This window comes from Streptomyces sp. UF-297, assembly GCF_058245575.1.
In genome coordinates, this window is the sequence record NZ_JBSIBZ010000027.1 from 15,121 (window position 1) to 38,540 (window position 23,420).

The 23,420-nt window shown below is 72.5% G+C and carries 15 protein-coding genes; 8 read left to right on the forward strand and 7 right to left on the reverse strand.

Annotation, left to right across the window (positions count from 1 at the left end; translation table 11 throughout):
• Positions 1–24: 24 nt before the first annotated feature.
• The 3 genes from AC4IJH_RS17760 to AC4IJH_RS17770 all read right to left on the reverse strand — a co-directional run bounded on the left by AC4IJH_RS17760 (position 25) and on the right by AC4IJH_RS17770 (position 2,822).
• The gene (locus AC4IJH_RS17760) at positions 25–1,164 is read right to left on the reverse strand and encodes an MAB_1171c family putative transporter (protein ID WP_490852704.1); all 1,140 of its coding nucleotides are present in this window, start codon (positions 1,162–1,164) and stop codon (positions 25–27) included.
• Positions 1,149–1,628 carry a toxin gene (locus AC4IJH_RS17765; protein WP_490852705.1) on the reverse strand — a complete coding sequence of 160 codons (480 nt, stop codon included), beginning with the start codon at positions 1,626–1,628 and terminating at the stop codon, positions 1,149–1,151. The genes AC4IJH_RS17760 and AC4IJH_RS17765 overlap by 16 nt, the downstream gene beginning before the upstream one ends.
• A 663-nt stretch (positions 1,629–2,291) precedes the next feature.
• The gene (locus AC4IJH_RS17770; protein WP_490852706.1) at positions 2,292–2,822 is read right to left on the reverse strand and encodes a GNAT family N-acetyltransferase; all 531 of its coding nucleotides are present in this window, start codon (positions 2,820–2,822) and stop codon (positions 2,292–2,294) included.
• 120 nt (positions 2,823–2,942) lie between these two features.
• Between AC4IJH_RS17770 and AC4IJH_RS17775 the strand changes: the two genes are divergently transcribed.
• The 3 genes from AC4IJH_RS17775 to AC4IJH_RS17785 all read left to right on the forward strand — a co-directional run bounded on the left by AC4IJH_RS17775 (position 2,943) and on the right by AC4IJH_RS17785 (position 7,609).
• Positions 2,943–3,389, forward strand: coding sequence for a hypothetical protein (locus tag AC4IJH_RS17775; RefSeq protein WP_490852707.1), 447 nt, complete (start codon positions 2,943–2,945; stop codon positions 3,387–3,389).
• A 122-nt stretch (positions 3,390–3,511) separates the two neighbouring features.
• A complete protein-coding gene (secD, locus tag AC4IJH_RS17780; RefSeq protein ID WP_490852708.1) occupies positions 3,512–5,998 on the forward strand; it encodes a protein translocase subunit SecD in 2,487 nt (828 codons plus the stop codon).
• A 174-nt stretch (positions 5,999–6,172) separates the two neighbouring features.
• Complete coding sequence (locus AC4IJH_RS17785) at positions 6,173–7,609, forward strand: AAA family ATPase (RefSeq protein WP_490852709.1); 1,437 nt, start codon at positions 6,173–6,175, stop codon at positions 7,607–7,609.
• Between the two features lie 208 nt (positions 7,610–7,817).
• Here the strand turns inward: AC4IJH_RS17785 and abc-f are convergent, their stop codons facing one another.
• Entirely contained in the window at positions 7,818–9,461 is a 1,644-nt protein-coding gene (abc-f, locus tag AC4IJH_RS17790) for a ribosomal protection-like ABC-F family protein (protein ID WP_490852710.1), read from the reverse strand.
• Positions 9,462–9,781: 320 nt separating this feature from the next.
• Positions 9,782–10,531: an AraC family transcriptional regulator gene (locus tag AC4IJH_RS17795; protein ID WP_490852711.1), complete on the reverse strand. Its 750-nt coding sequence runs from the start codon at positions 10,529–10,531 to the stop codon at positions 9,782–9,784.
• 216 nt (positions 10,532–10,747) lie between these two features.
• Here AC4IJH_RS17795 and AC4IJH_RS17800 point away from each other — a divergent pair, with 216 nt between their 5' ends.
• Positions 10,748–11,923, forward strand: a complete 1,176-nt coding sequence (locus AC4IJH_RS17800) for an MFS transporter (protein WP_490852766.1) — start codon at positions 10,748–10,750, stop codon at positions 11,921–11,923.
• A gap of 219 nt (positions 11,924–12,142) precedes the next feature.
• On the opposite strand, the gene AC4IJH_RS17805 is transcribed toward AC4IJH_RS17800, so the two are convergent.
• A complete protein-coding gene (locus AC4IJH_RS17805) occupies positions 12,143–15,760 on the reverse strand; it encodes a bifunctional glycosyltransferase/CDP-glycerol:glycerophosphate glycerophosphotransferase (RefSeq protein ID WP_490852712.1) in 3,618 nt (1,205 codons plus the stop codon).
• A 114-nt stretch (positions 15,761–15,874) separates the two neighbouring features.
• On the reverse strand, positions 15,875–17,080 hold the full coding sequence (locus AC4IJH_RS17810) for an MFS transporter (RefSeq protein ID WP_490852767.1): 1,206 nt from the start codon (positions 17,078–17,080) through the stop codon (positions 15,875–15,877).
• 134 nt (positions 17,081–17,214) lie between these two features.
• Here AC4IJH_RS17810 and AC4IJH_RS17815 point away from each other — a divergent pair, with 134 nt between their 5' ends.
• The 4 genes from AC4IJH_RS17815 to AC4IJH_RS17830 all read left to right on the forward strand — a co-directional run bounded on the left by AC4IJH_RS17815 (position 17,215) and on the right by AC4IJH_RS17830 (position 23,362).
• Positions 17,215–17,919, forward strand: coding sequence for a FadR/GntR family transcriptional regulator (locus AC4IJH_RS17815; RefSeq protein ID WP_490852713.1), 705 nt, complete (start codon positions 17,215–17,217; stop codon positions 17,917–17,919).
• A 109-nt stretch (positions 17,920–18,028) separates the two neighbouring features.
• Complete coding sequence (locus AC4IJH_RS17820; protein ID WP_490852714.1) at positions 18,029–18,805, forward strand: GNAT family N-acetyltransferase; 777 nt, start codon at positions 18,029–18,031, stop codon at positions 18,803–18,805.
• 559 nt (positions 18,806–19,364) lie between these two features.
• Entirely contained in the window at positions 19,365–21,752 is a 2,388-nt protein-coding gene (gene ovoA / locus AC4IJH_RS17825; protein WP_490852715.1) for a 5-histidylcysteine sulfoxide synthase, read from the forward strand.
• A 188-nt stretch (positions 21,753–21,940) separates the two neighbouring features.
• Positions 21,941–23,362 (forward strand): pyridoxal phosphate-dependent decarboxylase family protein, encoded by a 1,422-nt coding sequence (locus tag AC4IJH_RS17830; RefSeq protein ID WP_490852716.1) that lies wholly within the window; start codon positions 21,941–21,943, stop codon positions 23,360–23,362.
• Positions 23,363–23,420 lie beyond the last annotated feature (58 nt).

Below are 23,420 nucleotides of genomic sequence, written 5' to 3' on the forward strand. Positions count from 1 at the left end.
GTTTCCCGGACGCCGGACGTACGGCTATGCCGATCCGGCCAGTGTCGAGCGATAGGTGCGGACGGCGGGCGAGCGATAGGCGTCGGCGATCCGCAGCAGAAACTGGATCTCCTCGGAGAGGTCGTGCGCGCCGTCCCCGGCCAGATTCATCGTCTGGGCCTGCGGGGTCTGCCCGTTGTGCCGGGCGTGCACGGCGGCGGTGAGCCAGCAGGCGGTGATGTGCGCCTCCAGCAGATCCTCGGGTACGGACTGGCCGGCGACGTGCTGCCGGGCCAGGTCCAGGGTGCCGGCGGAGACGTACCCGCGCAGCACGATCATCGCGTCCCGTACCTCGATCACCCGTCGGTACAGGCGCAGTTGGAGGGGCACCGCCGCCGCCTGGATGCGGTTGCCGGGCGCGAGGATCACATCGGGGGTGGCGGCGGTGAGGTCGCGCCACAGCGGGTCCAGTCCCCGGTGTGCGCGCCGGTAGCGGCGGCGGTCGCGTACCTGGGTGAGCACCGGCAGCGCCGCGCCGGCCGCCATGAAGAGCGCTTCGACGCCGGTGACGGGCGAGAACAGCGGCGCGAAGACCGTCGAACGCGTCCCCAGATAGGCGAGTTTGAGCACCCACAGCAACGACGCCAGCAGGATTCCGGTGCCGAACAGGCGCAGCCCGTACCGCAGCAGCTTGGGGATGTCCCGTCTGCCGTAGCGCCAGCACACGATCCCGCAGGTGGTGTCGGCGGTGAGGTGGAAGGCGAAGAAGACCCACCAGTAGGCGTCGGGGACGCTGGGGATGTCCGCCGAGGGCGCGATCTGGTTACGGGCGTGCGGTGCCGCGCCGAGGTCCAGCAGCACCATCGTCACCATCACCGCGGCGGCGGCGCCGAAGACCAGCAGGGTGTGGCGCTGGCGTCGCGCCGCCTGGAGGATGAACCACAGGACGGCCGCGGCGTCGACGATGCTGAACAGGTGCGTGGCCAGATCGACATAGTGCGCGCTGGGCACGATCTGTGCCAGCACGGCGGTGACCGGCTCCAGATGCATCGACATCGCCAGCGCGATCATGACGATCGCGAACCACAGCGGCCGCTGTTCCTTGCTGCGTATGCCGTGCGGCGCGCGGGCGATCGCCACCGCCCACAGCGCGATGATGCCGAGATTCTCTAGCCACGCGAGCATGACGCTCCCCCGTGGCGGGCCCCGCGCAGCCCCATCGCGGACTCCAGCCCGCCCAGCATCCCGGACAGCAGGGTCGGTGAGGGGACCCGCCCGACGCTCTCCAGGATCAGGGTGGCGATCATCTCCGCCTCCTGCTCCTGCACATCGGAGTAGCGGGTGCGCGGCAACGCCTGGCGGACGGAGTCCGGGTCGGCGAGATCGATCTGCCGGAACAGCTGCTGGTCACCGCCCGCGGACCGGTGGCTGCACACCAGGTGTCCGATCTCGTGCAGGATGATGTGCTCCTGGTGCAGCGGGCTGGTCTGGGTGTCGTACAGGACGTAGTCCTCGTCATCGGTGGCCAGCCAGATGCCGGTCGGCATGTCGGGGACCGTGGGTGTGGGCAGTGGCCGCAGGTGCAGCGGACGCTCGCGTTCCGCGGCGAGCCGGGCACACAGTTCGGGGGCCGTGAACGGTTCGGGCAACGGGAGGCCACCGATCACCCTCTGGCATCGGCGGCGCAGGCGCCTCCAGCGCATCGCAGTCGGTTCTCCCTGGATCGAAGGGGCAGGGGGACACATGACCTGGTACCGGCGCCGGGTCATGACGCCGCCAAGGGCTGGTACCGCGCGGCGGCCGGGGCCGTGTGCCCGGGTGCGGCGGCGGCAAAGGGCGCATCGGGTACGGGATACGGCACCTGGCCCGCGGCACCCGGCCGCTCACCACCCGATCCGGACAAAGCCTTGTGTCCGAACCATGCCGCCCGCACCTTGCGCACCTCTCTCGCCGTTGTCGCCGCGCGCCGGTCTGCCCGGCCGCCCTGTCCGCACCGGCTGTGTCTCCCCGTCCCCTGTCCACAGCCCGACGCGCTCGACAGCCGGACCACGCGGTCCCGTGCTCTCCGCCCACTGTCCACAACAGCCCACTGAACAGTGCCGAAACGCCCGGATCCGCCGTCCGCCGCCGCCATCCCCTCGTACATGAGTCCACCTCTGCGGGATCGTAGATCGCCACCCCGCATGCTGCCAGGCCCGTCAACCGCCATGACCAGATCACGCCACCCGCTGACATCACGTCACCGTCGGCTTCGGCCTGTTGTCGCCCCATGACTGCCGCTGGGCAGTGGGCCCTTTGGTGGCGGTGGGCGTTCAGCCGTCCGCCCAGTCGACGGGGCTGACGGTTCCGGACTGCCAGTCGCGGCGCAGGATGGCGTAGCCGACCGAGTCGTGGACGTGGCGGCCGTCGGGCCAGGCGTCGCGGTAGTGGGCTTCCTTGGCGTAGCCGCAGCGCAGGAAGGTACGGCGCATCGCGTGATTGTCGTCGCGGGTGACGCCTTCGATGCGGCGGAGCTGGGGCAGACCGGTGAAGAGGTGTTCCGTCAGCCAGGTCAGGGAGTGGGTGCCGACGCCGCGCCCCCGGTGCTCGGCCCGGACCCGCAGGTCGAAGGAGGGGGTGTCGTCGGTCAGGTCCATCAGGCGGATCAGGCCGATGGTCTCGATGCCCTCGGTGATCCAGAACGTCCGGGACGACTCGCTGTCGAAGTGCCCCTCGGCCAGCCACCGCCCCACGACCGCGCGGTCCAGCACGTGGTTGACGTGGAACGGCCATATCTCCCGCGTGAGCCAGTCGGTCAGGCGCTCGGCCTCCGAGGGAAGGAAACGCCGATAGCTGAGGTCCATGGAGGCCAGCCTAAGGATGCGGACCCTGCGCCTCGTGTTGGCGCCGAGAGCCTGCGCACATAGGCTGGGCCGTTCCGGCAGACGAGCTGTGGGAGCGAGAGTGGAGCGGGGGACGAGGGGATGAGCAGCCGCGTGCGCCATCCGTCCGCGCGTCCTGTGCCCGCCCTGCTCGCCGGGCTGTGGGCCGTACTCCTGCTGCTGACCGGCGCCACGGCGCAGGCGCACGCGGCGCCCGTCGAACCCGTCGGCGTCGCGTCGTTCGCGCCCGCGACGGGCAGCGCACACCAGCCGAACGCCACGGTCCGCCCGTACGGCGCCCGCCCGCGAGCGCCGTACGGGACGACGTACGACCGGACCCTGCACAACGGTTCCGAGCACGCGTACGTGGCCGCGCAGCACCCGCGCCTTCCCGGCCTTCCGGGCCAGCTCCCCGGAGCCAGTGGGGCGCCGCACACCTCTCCCCTCGGGCAGGGGAGGGCCGTCGGGCCGCGCCAGGAGCGGGCGCCGCCGCTGGCCTGGTACCTCTCGCGCAGCACGCGCGGGCCTCCCGGCACACGGAGCAGCTGACGCCCCAGGCGTACGGCCGCACCGCACCCCGTCATGCCCGGCGCCGCCGACGCGCGCCGTGACGCGCTGCCGGGTGCCGGTGGCCGACGCCCCGCCTCCGTATGCCGTGAAGTGGAGCAGCCATGCCCTCCCGTGTGCCGAGCACACCGCGTTCCCGTACGCAGTCCTCGCGTACGCCGTCGTCCGCGTCACCCCCTGCCCCAACGCCCAAGAAACCGCGTTCCCGGTCGCGCCGCAGGGCGCCCTGGCGGGCGCTGATCGCGCTCGCCGTGATCGCCGTGTCCTTGTACTTCGCCCTCACCGCTCCCGCCCGACTGGGCCTCGATCTGCGCGGCGGCACCCAGATCGTCCTGGAGACCAAGGACTCCCCCACCGCGCGCGCCGATTCCTCCTCGACCGACCGCGCGCTGGAGGTGCTGCGGCAGCGCGTCGACGCGCTCGGTGTGGCCGAGCCCTCTCTCACCCGCTCCGGCGAGCGGCGCATCGTCGTCGAACTGCCCGGTGTCCAGGACCCGCGGCAGGCCGTCGAGGTCATCGGGCGTACCGCGCAGCTCACCTTCCATCCGGTCCTCGCTACGGCCACCGAGCGGCCGGCGCAGGACGGCGGCAAGGCGACCGGCCCCCGTACCCTCCCCGATCCCGACGCCTTCGGCGCCTTTCTGCGGCTGGGCGCTCCCGCCCTGACCGGCGAGGGCGTCAAGGACGCGCAGGCCGTCTTCGATGCGCAGTCCGGCCGTGGCTGGAGCGTCGAACTCGCCTTCCGCGGCGGCGCGGACGACTCCTGGGCGCGGCTCACCGGCGAGGCCGCGTGCGCCGCGCCCGGCGATCCCGCGCGCCGGGTCGCCATCGTGCTGGACGACCGCGTGATCTCCGCTCCCGGTATGCAGCAGGGCGTGGCGTGCAAGACGGGCATCACCGGCGGTACGACCCAGATCACCGGCGGCTTCGACGACGCCGAGGCCCGCGATCTGGCCGCCCTCGTCAAGGGCGGGGCGCTGCCGGTGCCCGTGGAGGTCATCGAGCAGCGCACCGTAGGCCCGACGCTGGGCGCCGACGCGATCCGCGCCAGCACCGAGGCCGCCGTCATCGGGCTGGTCTGCACCGGCCTGTTCGTCATCGTCGTCTACCGGCTGCTGGGCGCGCTGGCCACCGTCGCACTCGCCGCGTACGGCCTGATCTCGTACGCGGTGCTGGTCGCCCTCGGCGCCACCCTGACCCTGCCGGGCCTCGCGGGTTTCGTCCTGGCCATCGGCATGGCGGTCGACGCCAATGTGCTGGTCTTCGAGCGGGCCCGCGAGGAGTACGCGCGCGACTCGACCCGCCCGAGGAAGAGGAGCGCCAACTCGCCTAATGGAGACGGGACTTCACCGGGCGGCGAGGCGGGCACCGGCCCGCGGGAGCTGCGCCGGCCGCTCGAGGTGGGCTTCGCCAAGGCCTGGAGCGCGATCGTCGACTCGAATGTCACCACGCTGCTGGCCGCCGGTCTGCTGTTCTTCTTCGCCTCCGGCCCGGTGAAGGGCTTCGGCATCACCCTCTCCATCGGTGTGCTGGCGTCGATGGTCTCGGCGCTGGTCATCACCCGTGTGCTGGCGACCTGGGCGGTACGGCGGGGCGTCGTACGGCGGCGGCCGGGCCTGACCGGCATGGCGGGCAGCGGCCGGATCCGCCGCTGGCTGGCCCGCCGCGATCCGCGCCTGATGCGTCACCGCCGCACCTGGCTGGGCATCAGCTCGGGTCTGCTGCTGATCGCCCTCACCGGAATCGGCGTGCGCGGCCTGGAGTTCGGCGTGGAATTCACCGGCGGGCGGGCTCTCACGTACAGCACCAGCACACCCGTAAACGCCGAGACCGCGCGCTCGGCCGTCGCCCAGGCCGGGTTCCCGCGCGCGGCGGTCCAGCAGTCCGGCGACGGCGACATCACCGTACGGACCGGGAGCCTGACCGACCAGGAGCAGCAGCGCATCTCCGCGTCCCTGAAGGAACACGGCGGCCGGGTCAGTGTCGAGCGGGACGAGCAGATCGGCCCGAGCCTGGGCAGTGAGCTGCGCGACAAGGCGCTGATCGCGCTGGGCATCGCGGTGGCGGCCCAACTGCTGTATCTCAGCGTGCGGTTCCGGTGGACCTTCGCCACCGCCGCGGTGCTGGCGATGGTGAACGACGTACTGCTGGTCGTCGGGCTGTTCGCCTGGCTGGGCAAGCCCATCGACAGCGTCTTCCTGGCGGCGCTGCTGACCGTGGTGGGCTATTCGGTCAACGACACGGTGGTGCTCTTCGACCGGCTGCGCGAGCTGCGCCGCGCCCATGGCAAGCCCGCCCCGCCCGCCGTACTGGCGCGCCTGGCGGACCGCGCCGTGGTGCAGACCATTCCGCGCACCGTCAATACGGGCATGGGCGCCCTCTTCGTCCTCGCGGCGCTGGCCGTGCTGGGCGGCGACTCCCTCGCCGACTTCTCCCTGGCGCTGCTGGCGGGCGTGCTGGCGGGGATCGGCTCGACGGTCTTCACGGCGACACCGGCCGCCGTGGTCCTGGAGGGCCGGTACCCGGCCGCGGCACCGTCCGCTCCCCGGCCGCGCAAGAAGGTACGGGAGGGGTCGGGGGCCGTGGTCTGACGACGGCCGGGGCCGCTCTTCGGCCCGGCGACGCACAGGATGTGTCGCCGGGCCTTGGGGCGGGCCCGTACGGCAAGTCCCCATAAAACAAAGGGCGTTCGGCGCGCCCCGCCGCGTACCATCGTGCGACACGGATTTCTGCGCACGCGCAGCGCCGCGTGCCTGGGGGGCGGTATGGACGACGCGGGGGTAACGGAGTTCGGCGAGCTGTTCCGGCAGTTCCTCGACCAGATCGTGCAGCGTGAACAGCCGGACGAGACACGGGATCTGACGAAGCGTATCCAGGCGCACATGGGCGGCGATCCGTCCACCCTGCCGATCGTCAAAGGGACATACCCGGAGTTCGACCACCCCAATGTGCACCTCGCGCTGGATCGCTGGTTCACCACCCAAGGGCGCACCCACGAGCTGGTGGGCATCACCGGGATCGATCACCGCGGCCTGTTCTCCTTCTCCGAACTCATCGAGAACGCCCACCGCTACGACCGCTTCGTCCTCGGCTCGGTCGACTACCGCTACCTCCCCATCTCCCCGGACGAGGAGATGGCCTGCGTCAACACGGGCTTCTATCTCGGCACCGATGGCGCGGACCGCTTCGTGGTGCTGCTGCGCGGCCCGAACGACTTCGAGCGCGGCTCCGGCGTCAAGCTGGAAGTGCTCGCGCCCACCGAAGATGCCGGGCGCCGGATGCTGGCCGGGCTGGACGCGCTGATCCGCGAGCACAACATCTTCCGCGGCAAGATCCTCTCGTTGCAGCAGTCAGGGCTGGACGAGGGCATCGGGCCGTTCCGCTTCCACCCGCGGCCCGGTCTTCGCTCGGGCGACATCGTCCTGCCGAACGGGCTGCTGGACCGCGTGGAGCGCCAGGTCGTCGGGGTGGCCCGGCGGCGCGAACAGCTCAGCGCCCTCGGCCAGCACCTGCGCAGGGGGCTGCTGCTGTACGGGCCGCCGGGCACCGGCAAGACGCACACCATCCGCTATCTGCTGTCGCAGTTACCGGAGTTCACCGCCGTGGTGCTGTCGGGCGAGAGCATCGGGCAGATCGCGGCCGCCTGCTCGATGGCCCGCAAGCTCCAGCCCGCGCTGGTCATCCTGGAGGACTGCGACCTGGTCGCGGAGGCCCGCGACTACATCGAGGGCAGCCAGCCGCTGCTGTTCCAGGTCCTCAACGAGATGGACGGGCTGGGCGACAACGTCGATGTAGCGTTCCTGCTCACCACCAACCGCGCCGACCTCCTGGAGCCGGCCCTGGCCCAGCGCCCGGGCCGGGTGGACATGGCCGTGGAGATCCCTCTGCCCGACGAGGACGGCCGGCGCCGCCTGATCGCTCTGTACGGCTCCGGCCTGGACCTCCCGGCGGGCCTGGTCGAGGAGGTCGTCACCCGCACCGCGGGGACCACGGCGTCGTTCGCCAAGGAGCTGGTACGGCGCGCCGTCCTGCTGGCCGCCGAACGCGAGATCACCTACCTCCCCCAGCCGGTGGACGTACGGGAGGCCCTCGACGAGCTGCTCTCCGACCAGGACACACTGACCCGCCGCCTCCTCGGCGTCCGCGGCACCGGCCAGGACGAGGAGCCCGCCGACGACGATGACCCGCCCGCCCCGGCCTGATCGCGGACGGTCCCGCCCCGCCGCGCACGGCCCCCGCGGCTGCGACGCCGTTCAGTCGCTCGCCCGCCCCTCCTTCGCAGCCGTAGCGTCCGCCGGCTCGACGCGGCGCAGGCGGCGAGGAGTCGGCGCATACGGAGATTCGCCCGAGCAGCAAGGAGCGATCTGGTCTTCGCCGCCCTCCCCGCCGTTCGCGCGGGTAAGCACCGCATCACTCGCACGGGTGGCCATCGTTCAGGTTCAGGTGGTTGGCGTTGAAGGTGGCGCGGAAGTGGCGGTCGTGGGAGACCACGACCAGGGCGCCTTCGTATTTGGTGAGGGCTTCTTCCAGTTCTTCGACCAGGGCGAGGGAAACATGGTTCGTGGGTTCGTCGAGGACGAGGAGGTCGGCCGGGCGGGTCACCAGGCGGGCCAGTTCCAGTCGCCGCTGCTGTCCCGCGGAGAGGGCCGCGACCGGGACGGCCAGGTCTTCCTCGCGGAACAGGCCGAGGGAGAGCAGCGCGTCGGCGTGGTCGTCCGGCGGCCCCGGCAGGCCTGCGGCGAAGGCGGTCAGCAGGGGGTGGCGGGGCGGTGTCGCGGGCAGTTCCTGGCGGAGGTAGCCGACGCGGCCCGTGCGGCGTACGGTGCCCGCGTCCGGTCGCAGATCGCCGGCCAGCACCCGCAGGAGGGTGGTCTTGCCCGCGCCGTTGGGCCCCGTCACCAGCAGCCGCTCACCGGCCTCGATGGTGAGGGCGGGCAGGTGCAGGCGATCGCGCACGGCGATGTCGGTCAGTACGGCGACGGGTTCGCCGGTGGGAGCGGCGGGATGCGCGGTGGTGTCGGCCGTGCGGGATGCGGTGGGCAGCTCGGCGGTGAAGCGCAAGGGGGCGGGCGGCGCGGGGACGGGGTCGGCCCGGAGCCGGGTCAGCCGCTGCCGGGCGGCCCGTACCCGGCCGGACAGTTTCGCCTCGTGGGAGCGCCGGTGCTTGCCGAAGCCCTCGCCGGGGTCCTTGCCGGTGGCGGCCAGCCGCTTTCCGGCAGCGGCGAGCAGGTCGCGGGTGTCGGCGACCTCGGTCAGCCATTCCAGGTGTTCCTGCTCCCAGCGGCGGCGGGCCGCTGCCTTCGCCGCCCGGTAGCCGTCCCAGCCGTCGCCGTAGCGGCTGACGGCACGCCGGTCCCGGTCCACTTCGAGGATCGTGGTCGAGATCCGGTCCAGGAAGGCCCGGTCGTGGGTGACGGCGACCACCGTGCCGCGGTGTGCGCGCAGGTGGTCCTCCAGCCAGGCGGTGGCCCGGTGGTCGAGGTGGTTGGTGGGCTCGTCCAGCAGGAGCAGTTCGGGCGCGGCGGCGAGCACACAGGCCAGGGCCAGCCGTGACTGCTCGCCTCCGGAGAGTGTCCCGATGGCGCGGTCGCGGGTGATGTGGCCCAGCCCGAGGCCGTGCAGCGCCGCGGCCACACGGGTGTCGGCCCGGTATCCGTCGCGCTCCTCGAATGCGGCCAACAGGTCGCCATAGGCGGCGAGTTCCTCCGCTGTCGCGGTCGCCAGCGCCGCTTCTGCCGCGCGCATCCTGGCTTCGAGGTCGCGCAGCTCGGCGAGGGCACCGTCCACGGCGTCCTGAACGGTGTGCCGGGGATCGAGGTCCATGGTCTGGGCGAGATATCCCCTACCGCCGGGAAAGGCGACGGTGATCTCGCCGGTGTCCGGCTTCTCGGCGCCGGCGATCAGGCGCAGCAGGGTGGATTTCCCCGAGCCGTTCTCTCCGATCACGGCGACTTTCTCGCCGGGGCGCACGGTCAAGGACACCTGGTCCAAAACGGAACGGTCGCCGTACGCCTTGGAGACGTCTTTGATGGTCAATTGAGCGCGGTGGCGCATGAATATCCCTGGGTGTACATGCCCCTGGCCGTGCAGACACACAGCGGGGCGGGCTTCTCTCGGATCCGGGCAGCGCGGACGGAAACGTCACGCGCGCAGGGCACGAGCCGGGCGCAGGGCAGCGCGCGGCCTCAGCGGGCTGTGCCCGCGCCCCGGATCAGAGAAAGAAGTAGTACGAACCCATGTCAGCCATGGTAAACGGCTCACCGGTGATCTCTCCACCCCCTTTTTCCTGGGCCCGGGAAGACCGGGGTCGGAGAGGAGGCCGGAGAAGCGACGGCTACCGCACGTCGACGCGCGCTTCTTCCTCGCGCGGCGCGTCAGGACTGGTGGTCGCGGTACGTACCCGGCGTGTGCCCGAAGGCGCGGCGGAAGACGTCGATGAACGCGCTGGTGGAGGACCAGCCGCAGCGGTGGGCCACGGCGGTCACCGGGGTGTCGTCGGCCAGCAGCTGCAGGGCGCGGTAGAGGCGCAGCTGGGTGCGCCACTGGGGAAAGGTCATACCGAGATCCGCGCGGAAGAGGCGGGTCAAGGTGCGTTCGCCCGCGCCGACTTGGGCGCCCAGGGCGGCGAGGCTGCGCTGGTCGGCGGGGTCGTCGCGGAGGATCGCGCAGACCGCCGCGAGCCGGGCGTCGGTGGGGGCGGGCAGGTGGACGGGCTGCTGCGGTGAGGCGCGGAGCCGGTCGAGCAGGACGGCGCGCAGGCGGTGCCGCTCGGGGCTGTCGTCGCGCGGCTCACGGGTGAAGGCCACGATCAGTTCGCGCAGGAGGGGATCGACGGCCAGGACGGTGGGGGTGCTCAGGCCCAGGGGGTTCTCGGTGGCGGGCAGGCCCACCAGGTGCAGGTCGAGCCGGCCGTGGGCGCGGTGGGCGTGGACGGTTCCCGCGGGCACCCAGATGGCGCGGGTGGCCGGCGCCACCCAGGTCCCCGCGTCCGTGGTGATGGCGAGCACACCGCGGCCCGCGTAGACGATCTGGTGGTCGTCGTGCCGGTGGGCGTCGATACTCGCCCCTGCGGCCAGCTCTTCGACGCGGGTGGGGGCCACGGGCTGATGGCGGATGTTCGGCATTGCTTGGCAATTTATCGGAAGCGGGACACAGTTGGCGCTCGCGACGATCGGGGTGTGCCAACGAAGCCGGAACAGTCAGCGACGTCAAAGAAGCCGGAGACATCGGATACACCGGAGACGTCGGAAACATCCCAACAGCCAGGTCAGGCAGGTCGGTCAGGGCGATCAGGCCGGTCAGCAGCGCCGGGGAAGGCGGGCAGGCCCGGCGGCAGGCCCCTGGTGCTCCTCTCCGTCGGACACGCCTGTGTGGACGTCTACCAGGGAGCGGTGGCCGCGCTCGTCCCGTTCTTCGTCGCCGAACGCGCCTACACCTACGCCGCGGCCTCCGGACTGGTCCTCGCCGCGTCCCTCCTCTCCTCGGTGGTGCAGCCGCTCTTCGGCGCGCTGACCGACCGGTGGAGGATGCCGTGGCTGCTGCCGGTGAGCACCGCGGTCGGCGGCCTGGGCATCGCGCTGAGCGGTGTCGGCGGCTCGTACGCCCTCACCCTCGCGGTCATCGCGCTGTCCGGGGTGGGCGTGGCGGCGTACCACCCCGAATCCGCCCGGGTGGCGCGCGCCGCCAGCGGCGGCAGCCACACGGGGATGGGCTGGTTCTCGCTCGGCGGCAACATCGGCTTCGCGGCGGCCCCGCTCATGGTCACCGCCGTCGTCGCCACCGGCGGTCTGCGGGCCACTCCCCTGCTGGTGATCCCGGCCGCGGTGGGCACTGTGCTGTGCCTCATGGCGCTGCGCGCGATCAAGGGCTCCGGCGCCGTCGCGTCCCGGGCGAGGGCCGGGCGCGGCACCGATGACCTGCCCTCCTTCCTGAAGCTGTCGCTGGTCGTGGTCTGCCGTTCCATCGTCTTCGTCGGGCTGAGTGCGTTCGTCTCGCTGTACGCGCAGCAGCGGGTGGGGGGTGAAGCCGCGGGCGCCGCCGCGCTGTTCGTGCTCTACCTCGGCGGGGCGGTGGGCACCGTATTGGGCGGCAAGCTGGCCACTCGCTGGGGGCGCAGCGGCGTGGTGCGCTGGTCGTACGCGGTGACGGTGCCGGCCGTCGCCGGGGTGATCTGCGTCCCGGGTCCCGCGCTCTACCTGTTCGTGGCGCTGACCTCGGCCGGCCTGTACGTGCCCTTCTCGCTCCAGGTCACCCTCGGCCAGGACTATCTGCCCAGCCGGGTCGGCACCGCCAGCGGGGTCACCCTGGGGCTGACCGTCAGCATCGGAGGCATCGCCAGTCCGCTGATCGGGGCCGCGGCGGACGCCACCTCGCTGCAGACCGCGCTGGCCCCGTTGATCGCGCTGCCCGCGCTGGCCTGGCTGCTCGCCCGCGGACTGCCGGAGCCGGCGATGCCGGTGCAGGGGCCGGGTACGGGTCCAAGTCCGGTTTCAGGTACGGGCCCGGCCGCGCCGTAACCGGTGCGGCCCGTCCGCACACAGCGGCCGCGGATCCGCCGACGTGCGAAGGACAGCGGATCCGCGGCCTGTTGCCCGCCATGGGGGTGGGCCCTAGGGGGACGGTAAGCCCGCCGCTGCCCCGGCGCGAGCGGAGCCCGCGAACGGACCCCGCACAGCGAGCCCTGCGACCGGGCCCGTTAACAGGACCGCACCGGCCCCCCGTTACCGCGTTACCGCCTACCGCCCTCCCAGCATCCGTTGCACCACCCGCCCCGTCGCCCCGCCGTCGTCCAGGTCGCAGAACTCCGCGCGAAAGGCCGCCCGCGCCGGTGCGTACTCCTCGGCGAGGCGGTCGGCGGCGCGTACGGCGACCACCAGGCTCCACGCGTCGCGCAGCAGCGGCCCCGGCGCCTTGGCCTCGAAGTCGCAGGAGAAGCCGCGCAGGGTGTCGCGGTAGTGCTCCAGGTCGTGGGTGTAGAGCAGGATCGGACGGTCGGTGAGTGCGAAGTCGCAGATCAGCGCCGCGTAGTCGCTGATCAGGACGTCGGCGACGAGCAGCAGATCGGTGGCGTCGGGCCAGCGGGTGACATCGCGTACGAAGCCGTCGCGTACCCCGTCCCGCAGTTGTTCGGTCACCTTGTGGTGGCCGCGGACCAGCAGCACATGGTCGGCGGCCAGTTCGTGCCGCGCCTGGTCCAGGTCGATCCGCAGGTCGAGCTGGTAGCCGCCGTTGAACAGCTGCCGGTTCTCCCGCCAGGTCGGGGCGTACAGCACCACCTTCTTGCCCTCGGGCAGGCCGAGCCGGCGGCGGACCTCGGCGATCCGGGCGGGGTCGGGGGCGAGGAGGGCGTCGGTGCGCGGGGCGCCGGACTCCAGGACCTCTCCCCGGTATCCGAGCGCGCGCGTGAGGACCGGGGTGGCGAAGCTGCTGGGTGAGGCCAGCAGCGACCACTGGGCGCTGTCGTGGGCGAGGTCGGCCAGGACCTGCGGGCTGGTGTAGTAGTCGTGCAGGTAGTCGTGCCCGATCTGCTTGAGCGGGGTGCCGTGCCAGGTCTGCAGGACCGTCTGTCCCGCGCGGCGCTCGAACCAGCCGGGCACGGCGCTGTTGGTCACGAAGTAGCGGGCGCGGCCCAGCAGTTCGAAGGCTTCCAGGCTGCCGTGCTGGACCGGGCGCGCGGTCGGCGGCACCTCGGTGCGGCCGTCGCGTACGAGCCAGATGTGTTCCAACGGCTCGCCGCGGCGCACCAGTTCCTCGTGGACGGCGCGGGGCGAGTCGCCGTATCCGAGGCCGCCGAAGACGTCGTACACGACCGCATCGCGCAGGCGGGCGCGCCGTGCCGCCGGGTACAGCTCGTCGCGGCCTGTGCGCTGCCCGAAGCGGGACCGGTCCAGCGGCGCGAGCAGCGGCTCGGAGACGATCGCCAGGCGGTCGTGGTAGCGCGATGCGAGGTGCATACCGCGCCCGCGCACGGTGAACCGCGTCGGCGGGGCGGCGCGGGTCCGCTCGCCGATCTGCACCGGCGTCCCGCGGTCGACGCCGAGCAGCCCTGCCGTGCGGCCGCCCTCGCTCACCGGCCGTACGCTCGGCCACCAGCGTCCTGCGGGCAGGGTGGTGGCCCCGGCGTACGGCTCGGGCGGTACGGGCCGGAAGACCGCCTCGAACCGGCCGCCCGCCGCATGGATCGGATAGCTGTACTCCTCTCCGCGCCAGTTGTGCAGCACCAGTTCGTACGACGGCTCGGCGCTCTCCCCGGACGGCAGGCCGCCTTGCGCCGCGAGCGGGAAGACGCCGCCCAGGGTGAGCGTGCCCTCGGCGTCGGCGGTGGCACAGTCCACCAGCGGCGGCGGGGGCTGCATGCTGAACTGCAGGTACCCGCTGGGCGTGCGCTTGACGTAGACCGCGCGGTGCTCGTCGGGGCCGGGCAGGGGTACGGCCAGTCCGCTGAAGCCGCCCCGCTCGTCGTGGGCCAGCGCCAGCCGCTTGCCATCGCCCTTCAGGACGGACAGCAGCCATGGTTCGGGGCGCCACTGACCGGCGGACGGCGTGGCCGCGGGGACCGAGGCCAGGTCGGCGAGCGGGACGCGCGCCGTGAACGGCACGCCCCCGGCCACGGTCCGCCCCGTCCCCTGCCCCGCGGCCCCGATCTCCAGAGGGAAGGTCAGCACGTCCTTGGTGGTGTGGTGCTCGGCGCGCAGCGCGGCGCCCTCGCCGGGGTCGCGGGCCAGTTCGCCGTGCACTGCGAGGGTGGCCTCGTCCAGCGCCTGTACGTCCAGGACCCGGGCGCGCACGGTCTCGATCCGCAGCCGGAAGCCGCTGCCGGTCGCCGACGGCAGCATGCGTACGTCCGGCGCGACCCAGTGGGCGGGCGGGGTCTGGGCGCTGCCGTGGTCGCCGCCGAGCAGCCGCGCCTGGTAGGGCACGGTGAGGTCCTTGACGACGACAAAGGCCTCCCAGATGCCGTCGCGCCAGGCGCCGTCCTGCTGGAGCAGGCTCGGGTCCAGCACGGCCGTGAAGCCCGCCAGGTCGGCGCTGCGCAGGGCCTGGCCGGTACTGACGGTGGCTTCGGGAGCGGTGGTGGTACGCGCCCGGAGCACCACTTTCCGCTTGGTCTCGGACTCCCGGAACACCAGCTTCTTGCGGGCCCGCAGACGGTGCTCGGCGCCCAACTGGTCGACGAATGCCCACCCTTTGAGCAGCAGCTTTCCGCGCGTCCAGGCCACCTCCTCCAGTTGGCTGCGCATTTTCAGCTCGCGGTGGCTCAGCCGCAGCAACGACGGGGGAACCTCCGGGCGGCCGGACAGAAAGGGGTAGTCGGCCTTCGGCTCGGTCAGTCCCTTGACCGGAATTCCGTACCAGTTCTTCCGCTGGTGTTCGAGCAGGGCCAGGAAATCCTGGATCCGGCCCTCCCGGGCGAAATACGCCTTGAGCTTTTCCGGGACGGTCAGTTCGGCCCAGGCCCCGGTGCCGATCTCGCGGACGAGGGCGCCCACATCACGGACGAACGCCGCGCGGAAGTCGTCGGCGCCGTCCGGCACGTACTTGTAGATGAGCGGAAGCTCCTCGGTGAGGACGTTGTGGTCGTAGTCGCACAGATAGCGGGCGAACTCCGGCCCCGGCCGCGCCCGCAGCGCGGCGCGCACCAGGCGGATGGAGGTGACGCGGTCGGTCAGGGAGCGCGGGTCGGTGGAGCGCTGGGTGATGGAGCGCTCGCCGGTCTCGCGTACCCGCCAGTGGTAGACCACGTCGCCGAGGACGTCCACGCTGGAGGCGAGGTAGTGCGCGGGAATGCTGACCGGGGCGTCCTCATAGAGGATGCCCTCGGGGTAGGCGAAACCGTGCCGGTCCCAGAAGGTCCGCCGGTAGACCTTGTTCCAGGCGGTACGGTCCGTGATCAGCGGCTTGAACCGGGAGATGTGCGTGCGCAGCCGGGTGGTGGCGAACGCGGTGCGGTGCCCCCAGGACTGATGGCTGCCGACCGAGCGGAAGCGCAGCACATTGCCCGCGGCGAAATCCGAACCCGTCTCGTCCAGCGTCCGCACCATGAGGCGGTAGGCGTCCGGCGGGAGGATGTCGTCGCTGTCGACGAAGGCCAGATATTCGCTGTCGGGGGAGATCTCCCGGGCACCGGCGTTACGGGCCTGCCCGAGCCCCTGATTCGCCTGCTGGACCAGCCGGAAGCGACTGTCCCGCTCGGTGAAGTTCTTGGCGATGGCGGCGCTGGCGTCCACCGAGCCGTCGTCCAGCAGGACGACCTCGAAGTCCTCGAAGGTCTGGGTGGCGAGGGATTCCAGGCACGCGTCGAGGTAGAGCTCGACGTTGTGCACCGGTACGACGATGCTCAGGCGCGGTGGCATGTGAGGGCCTCCAGCAGGGCAAAACTGGAATTGTCCCCTTAAGCCTGTACATGCCCGATCTGAATTCGCACGCCATGAGAGCCGTACCGCTCCCGGCCGCCCGCTCAGCAGCGGTCAGCGGCGCGCGTGTCCCGACAGCGCCACCCCTACGGCGAGCTGTGCCCCGGCCGTCGCGAGCAGGACCGCCATCGGCAGGGTCCAGCCCCGGGAGGCGCCGTGCAGCAGGCCGACCGCGAAGGGGCCGAGGGCGGCGACGAGATAGCCGAGCGACTGGGAGAGGCTCGACAGGGCGGTGGTCTGTGCCGCCGTGCTGCCGCTGCTGCCGATCACCGCGAGCACCAGAGGGAAGGAGCACAGCCCCAGCCCCACCAGCACCATCCACACCACGGGCAGCGCCAGCGGCGCGACCAGCAGGCCGAGGAACCCGCAGATCATCGCCGCGGAGATGAGCACGAACGCGGTCCGCAGCCGCCGCGGCGCACGGGCGAAGGCGAGCACGGCGAAGGTCGCGGGAATGCCCACGGCCTGCATGACCGCCAGCATGCCGCCCGCCGTGCCCTGGGACATGCCCTGGTCGGACAGGAGCGAGGGCAGCCAGCCGATCATCGCGTAGCAGTTCAGCGCCTGGAGCGCGAAGTACGCGGTCACCAGCGCGCCCAGCCGCGTACGGGCCATCGCCAGCGGCGAGACGTACTCCCCCGCGCCCGCCCGCGCCGCTTCGGCCCGCGCCCCCGGAGCCCCCACGAAGGCCCAGGTGGCGGTGGCGACGAGGGCCGGCAGCGCCCACAGCGCCAGCCCGAGGGAGGGCGAGCCCACAGCGTCGGCGAGCGGCACGGCCACGGCGGCGCCCAGCGTCGACCCCAGGGCCATCACGGTCGCGTAGAGGCCGGTCAGCAGCGCCACGCGGGCCGGGAAGTGGGTGCGCAGCAGGGTGGGCAGCAGCACATTGCACAGCGCCAGGCCCGACATGCCCAGGACGGTGCCGGCGAGCAGCGCCCAGGTGGCGGGGACGGCCCGTACGGCCAGCCCTGCGGTCAGCGCCGCCAGGGCCAGCAGCACCGTGCGCTCGGCGCCGTACCGCCGGGTGAGGATGCCGGTGCCCGCGCCGGCCGCGGCGAAGCTGAGGGTGGGCAGCGCGGGCAGCGCGGCGGCGGCCAGGGAGCCGAAGCCGAGGTCGGTGCGGAGGGATTCCAGCAGGGCGGCGGCGCTGCTGATGCCGAGGCGGAGGTTGAGGGCGATGAGCACCACGCCCGCCCCGGCGAGCCAGGCGGCGCGGGCACGGCGGGCGGGGCCGCTGGTGGTGAGGGGGGTGCGGGTCATGGCGTTCACGCATTAAAGGTAAGACGTCTGACCTTTTCTGCGCAACAGACATCCGATGATTCGATGTACGGTGAGGGCTGCGGAACGCACGGACCGCAGAGCCCGCCCAGCCCACGAAAGCCGGAGAGACCGCGATGCAACTGGAACCGGTGCGCCGCCCCTCGCTGTCCGCCGAGGTCATCGGCAGGCTGCGGAAGCGGATCGCCGACGGCGACTGGCCCGTCGGCTCGCGCATCCCTCCCGAGCCCGAGCTGATGGACCAGCTCCAGGTGGCCCGCGGCACGCTGCGCGAGGCCGTGCGCGCCCTCGCCCACGCCGGACTGCTGGAAGTGCGCCAGGGCGACGGCACGTACGTACGGGCCACCAGCGAGCTGTCCGGCGCGGTCAAGCGGCTCTACGGGGACCGGGCGGCGGACGAACTGCTCGAAGTGCGCGGGGCGTTGGAAGTCCTGGCGGCGCGGCTGGCCGCCACCCGGGCCACCGATGCCGAGCTGGACGGACTGGCGGACACCCTGGACCGCCGCGCCGCCGCCTGGCAGGCGCGCGACCTGGACGGCTGGGTCACGGCCGACTGGGAGTTCCACTCCGGCATCGCCGAGGCCGCGGACAACACGCTGCTCAGCGAGCTCTACCGCAATCTCGCGGAGCCGCTGCGGACCTCGATGGCGGCCTCCTGGGAGCTGCCCGGCTTCGCCGGCGCCTCGCCCGCCGGCCACGAGGGTCTGCTGCGCGCGCTGCGCGACCACGACGCGGACGAGGCCGCCCGCCAGGCGGGCGCCAACATCGCCGACACACAGGCCTGGCGCGATTCCGCCGCACCCGCGCCCGGCAGCGCGTGAGCTCACCGGGCGCGCCATAAGGGCCACCTTGCCCGCACCACCCCTCTTTCGTGCCCAACGTGATGGTTTTCCCTGCCACTTGGCGATCTTGAGGTGGCAGGATCGGCGCATGGAAAGAAACGCGGAGGGGGGCGACGGCACCGGGGCGCTCGTCGCCCGGGCCCGCGGCCTGTGGGAGGCGCTGGCCGCCGCGCCCGTCTCTTTCGGGCCCTCCGGTGGCGTACGGGTGGTCGCCGCGCCGGACTCGGCGCTGTGCCCGCCGTCCTGGGTGGGCATCGTGGTGCTGGGCCCGGGCGCGATCGTCACGGCGCCGGACCAGGAGGCGGCGCGGCGGGTGCGGCAGGCGGTGCGCGCGCTGCCGGTCGGCGCACTGACCCGTACCGACGCGATCGAGGCCGTACTGCCGGTGGCCGAGGTGCTGGGACCGGCGACGCTGGCGTACCTGTCCCGGGAGGACTTCCGGCCCGCGCCGGACGGTGCGCGGACCGGAGGGGTTCGGACCTACGGTGCGCGGAGCGTCGGGCAGCTCGCCCCGGGCCACGGCGGACTCCGTGCGCTCCTGGCCGCGGTGAGCCGGCAGGAAGCGGACGAGAGCGGCATAGCGGAGATCGACTCCCCTGTCTTCGTGGCGCGTGAGGGCGCCGCTGTGGTGGCCGCCGCGGGGTACCGGCTCTGGCCTGCCTCGACCGCGCATCTGTGCGTCCTGACGGCGGCGCACCGGCGCGGGCGCGGGCTGGCCCGGCAGGTGGCCTCCGCCGCGGTGGCGCACGCCCTCGCCGCGGATCTGCTGCCCCAGTGGCGGGCGCGCCCGCCCGCCTCCCGCCGGGTCGCCGCCGCGCTCGGCTTTCGTGAGCTGGGCAGTCAGCTCGGCGTCAAGCTCTCATGACGAAGAAGTAGCGAGCACGACAGCGGATGCGTCAGGTCCCTCGAGGACGGCGCGCGGCAGAGAGCATTGCGGGCGAATGCGCCAGGGTGGAACGCGCCGCACTTCGGCGTTTCGAGGAGATCTCCAGCGTGCCTCGAACGGGGTGTGGTGCCATGCGTGTACCGCCGGATTCCTCAATGCCAGCGGACACAGGCCCTGTTGGAGTACGACGGCCGTGCGCGATCCCCTACGAAAGGCGCCGGCCCGGCAGTGCGTCATAGGTGTCGGCCGGAAGGATCGGCAATGGCTCTCTTATGGCTCCGCCTTGTCCCCGCGATGAACGCGGAATCAACCGCCGCCCCGGAAAGGGAATCGGACCCGTATGCCAGGAGGTAGTCCGGGTCAGGGCCGCCCGTCGCGACAACGGTGTACGCGAGGGGCCATGCACAGTGAGCCGGTTTCCTTCCGGCTTCTTCGACGGATGTCCGTCGCCCATTTCGTCTGACGGCCACGGGCCGCGCAACGGCCCGTCGTGCTGCTCGTACGGAGTGAATCCACCTGGAGAAAGAGGTGAGCGCTCATGACAACTTTTGACGTGGAGCCCTGGGAGAGGAACGTCATCACCCACGCCAGCGACCGGCTCAACGGGCCGCGCGAGGCGTGGTGGTTCACCGGGAAACTCCCCTTTCCCGGCGAGTGTCCCGGAGTGGAGGAGAACGGCCGTATCACCTCGCTCCCGCTGCCCAACCTGGCCGAGTGCGACCGCGAGACGGTTCTCGACTACTTCGACAACTCCTGGGCGCTGCACGAGGTGCTGTTCGCGGGGCTGCAGGGCGCGGAGGCCTTCTACCGGCCGCCCGCCCACAACCTGCGGCACCCGATGATCTTCTACTACGGCCACCCGGCGGTGCTCTACGTCAACAAACTGCGCGTCAGCGGGCTGCTGGACGGCCCCGTCGACGCCTACCTCGAACAGGTCCTGGAGACCGGCGTCGACGAGATGTCGTGGGACGACCTGTCCAAGAACGACATGCTGTGGCCGTCGGTGGAGGAGGTGCACGCCTATCAGGGCAAGGTCCGCCGCCTGGTGCGCGACATCATCGCCGCGACGCCGTTCGCCGCGGAACTCGGCCGCCCCATCACCCAGGACGACCGCGCCTGGGCCCTCTTCCTCGCCTTCGAGCACAGCAGGATCCACCTGGAGACCAGCTCCGTCCTCATCCGCGAGCTGCCGCTCAGACTGGTCTCGGCGCACCCCGCCTGGCCCGCGCCCGCGCCGATGCGGCGCACCACCACGACCGGGCGGCCCGATCCCGGGGCGGTACCGGACAACCCCCTGGTCGTTTTCTCCGCCACGCGGGTGCGCCTGGGCAAGCCGGCCGACTTCCCCTCCTTCGGCTGGGACAACGAGTACGGGACGCGCACGGTGGACGTCCGCGGCTTCGAGGCGAGCAGCTGCCTGGTGAGCAACGGCGAGTACTACCGCTTCGTCGCCGACGGCGGCTACCGCAGGCCCGAGCTGTGGTCGGTGGAGGGGTGGGACTGGCGGGCCTTCGGCAACGTGAAATGGCCACGGTTCTGGGTGCCGGACGGGCCCAGCGGGCTGCACGCGTACCGGCTGCGCACCCTCTTCGACGAGATCGACATGCCGTGGGACTGGCCGGTGTGCGTCAACCACCACGAGGCGAAGGCGTACTGCACCTGGCGCGGCATCCAGGACGACCGCGGCTACCGGCTGCCCACCGAGGCCGAGCACCGGGTCATCCGCCAACTCCCCCTCTCCCCCGGCGTTCCGGACGACCTGGTGATGGACGCCGACGGCGCGCGGCTGCGCGAGAAGGGCATCAATCTCAACCTCGCCTGGGGCTCGGAGTCCCCCGTCGACCACGCGCCCGCCTCGCCCGCGGGCGTGCGCGACGCGGCGGGCAACCTGTGGGAGTGGTCCGAGGACACCTTCAACCCGCTGGAGTCGTTCGCCGTCCACCCCTATTACGAGGACTTCAGTACCCCCTGCTTCGACGGGAAGCACCACCTCATCCTCGGTGGCGCCTACGTCAGCACGGGCGACGAGGCGAGCCTGTGGGCGCGCTTCCACTTCCGGCCGCACTTCCTGCAGCACTCGGGGATACGCCTGATCGCACCGTCCCGGGACGCGGTGCCGCTCACCCCGGACACCACGCACAACACCGCGCAGGACACCACGAGTTCGCACCGGACCCAGGAGGCGCTCGACCGGCATCTGCTGATGCACTTCGGGAGCGCCGAGGAGACCTTCGGCGCCCCCGGCCATCTGCTCGCCCCCGCACACGGCTATCCCACGCGGCTGGCGCGGCTCCTGACCCGGGAGGCGAACCGGGCCGGGGCCGGGCTGCGCCGGGTGCTGGAGGTGGGCTGCGCCGTCGGCGCCGGCAGCTTCGCGCTCGCCGAGGCCGGGGTGCACAGCGTGATCGGCGTCGACCCCGATCCGCGGTACGTGGAGACCGCGCGCAGGCTCTCGCTCGGTGAGCCGGTGCCGTACGAGCGGGTGGAGCAGGGCGAGAGCGTGACCCCTCTGGAGGCGCGCGCACCGCTGCCCGCCCTCGGCTGCGCCGTGGAGTTCCAGGTCGCCGACGGCTCCCGGCTGCCCGCCGCGCTGGGCCGCTTCGACGCCGTGCTTCTGGCCGATCTGCTCGACCCGGTCGCCGATCCGGCGGCGCTGCTGCGGCAGTTCACCGACTCCGACCGCTTCCTGGCCACCGGCGGGCTGCTGCTCGTGGCCGGCCCCTGGTCCTGGCAGCCGGACAGCGCCCCGCCCGGCAGCCGGCTCGGCGGCCGCCTCCAGTCCCCCACCAGCGAGACCGCGCTGCGACAGCTGCTGGGGCAGGCGTTCGACCCGACAGCGGAGTCGGACGAACCGGGGGTGCTGCGCTACCACCGGCGGCGCTATGAGGTGTTCAGCGCGGACGTCTCGCTCTGGCGCAAGCGCTGAGGCCGTCCCGGGCGTGCCGGGTCGGTGCGCCCGGGAAGCCGCGCTGGGTGCCTCCCGGCACGTACGGTCGTAGATCTGCGGGCCGGTGGGGGCTTGGTCGCGCCCACGCGGCGGAGCCGCACATCGGCACGGCCCCGCGCCCCATACGGGGCTCGGAAGTGCACCGGACCAGGTCAGGAGGCCACCTCATGTCGGGACCGCGCCCAGGGCTCGAACCGCGGCCGGAGGAGATAGCGGCGATCATGGCGTCGGCAGGCGCCTTCGTCGCCGAGTTCATCGACTCGCTGGACCAGGCGCCCGCCGTCGATCTCGACACCTCGCACGAGGGCTGGGCGGGGCTGCTGGCCCCGCCCGGCGAAGGTCCCGGCGACTTCGACCGGCTGCTCGGCACGTTCGCCTCCGCCGCCTCACGGGCGGCGGAGACCGCAGGGCCGGGCTGTTTCGCGTACTTCCCCGGCGGGGGCCTGTTCGCCGCGGCCGTCGCCGACCTGCTGGCGTCGACCGTCAACCGCTACACCGGTGTCAGCTCCATGGCTCCCGCGCTGGTCGCCATGGAGGAGAGCGTGCTGCGCTGGCTGTGCGCGGAGTTCGCCCTGCCCGCCACCGCGGGCGGTCTGATCACCACGGGCGCCTCCACCGGCATGCTGTCCGCGCTGCTGGCCGCCCGTCAGGAACTGCTCGGTGACCCGCCGTGCTCCGGGACGGTGTACGTCAGCGAGCACACCCATCTCAGCGTGGCCAAGGCCGCCCGGATCGCCGGGTTCGCCGCGGACCAGGTGCGTACCGTGCCGGTCACCGGCGGCCACCGGATGGACCCGGAGGCGGCGGAGCGGCTGATCGCCGCCGACCGTGCGGCGGGGCGGCGGCCGTTCCTGCTGGTGGGGACGGCGGGCACCACGAACACCGGCGCGGTGGACCCGCTGGCCGCGCTCGCCGAGGTGGCCCGGCGGCAGGGGGTGTGGTTCCACGCCGACGCCGCGTACGGGGGCGGGTTCCAGCTCACCGACCGCGGCAGGGCCAAGTTCGCCGGCATCGAGCGGGCCGACTCCATCACGCTGGATCCGCACAAGTCGCTGTTCGTCCCGTACGGTTCCGGCGTCCTGCTCGTACGGCACACGCGCACTCTGCGGGCGGCCCACCGCGCCGACGCCGAGTACCTCCAGGACCTGGACCGGGCCGGGGAGCTGCCCGACTACGCCGACCTGGGCACCGAGCTGAGCCGCGGCTACCGCGGGCTGCGGCTGTGGCTCCCGCTGCATCTGCACGGTGTGGGCGCCTTCCGCGCCTGCCTGGACGAGAAGCTCGACCTGGCCCGGGAGGCGCACCGCCGGCTCACGGGCATCCCGCAGTTGGAGGCGCCCGCTCCCGAACTGACCGTCCTGACCTTCCGTGCCCGCGGCGGCGACGAGGTCAACCGCCGCCTCCTGGAGACCGTGCACGCCCACCAGCGCGCCTACCTCACCAGCACCCGTCTGCACGGCCGTCACACGCTGCGGCTGTGCGTCCTCAACCACCGCACCCACGGCGTCCACCTCGACCGCACGCTGAAAATCATCCGCGAGGCGACGCACGCCGTCACCCGCGGCGGCCCGCCCCGGAACGCCTACTGAGCGGACGCGTCCGGACATGAGGGAGGTGTGTCCAGGCCTGTGCGGCTCCTGAGTGCTC

Coding starts and splice junctions, on each gene's coding strand:
- secD (WP_490852708.1), top strand. CDS start 3,512: ATGCCCTCCCGTGTGCCGAGCACACCGCGTTCCCGTACGCAGTCCTCG.
- AC4IJH_RS17820 (WP_490852714.1), top strand. CDS start 18,029: ATGGAAAGAAACGCGGAGGGGGGCGACGGCACCGGGGCGCTCGTCGCC.
- ovoA (WP_490852715.1), top strand. CDS start 19,365: ATGACAACTTTTGACGTGGAGCCCTGGGAGAGGAACGTCATCACCCAC.
- abc-f (WP_490852710.1), bottom strand. CDS start 9,461: ATGCGCCACCGCGCTCAATTGACCATCAAAGACGTCTCCAAGGCGTAC.
- AC4IJH_RS17795 (WP_490852711.1), bottom strand. CDS start 10,531: ATGCCGAACATCCGCCATCAGCCCGTGGCCCCCACCCGCGTCGAAGAG.
- AC4IJH_RS17785 (WP_490852709.1), top strand. CDS start 6,173: ATGGACGACGCGGGGGTAACGGAGTTCGGCGAGCTGTTCCGGCAGTTC.
- AC4IJH_RS17760 (WP_490852704.1), bottom strand. CDS start 1,164: ATGCTCGCGTGGCTAGAGAATCTCGGCATCATCGCGCTGTGGGCGGTG.
- AC4IJH_RS17830 (WP_490852716.1), top strand. CDS start 21,941: ATGTCGGGACCGCGCCCAGGGCTCGAACCGCGGCCGGAGGAGATAGCG.
- AC4IJH_RS17810 (WP_490852767.1), bottom strand. CDS start 17,080: ATGACCCGCACCCCCCTCACCACCAGCGGCCCCGCCCGCCGTGCCCGC.
- AC4IJH_RS17770 (WP_490852706.1), bottom strand. CDS start 2,822: ATGGACCTCAGCTATCGGCGTTTCCTTCCCTCGGAGGCCGAGCGCCTG.
- AC4IJH_RS17815 (WP_490852713.1), top strand. CDS start 17,215: ATGCAACTGGAACCGGTGCGCCGCCCCTCGCTGTCCGCCGAGGTCATC.
- AC4IJH_RS17805 (WP_490852712.1), bottom strand. CDS start 15,760: ATGCCACCGCGCCTGAGCATCGTCGTACCGGTGCACAACGTCGAGCTC.
- AC4IJH_RS17775 (WP_490852707.1), top strand. CDS start 2,943: ATGAGCAGCCGCGTGCGCCATCCGTCCGCGCGTCCTGTGCCCGCCCTG.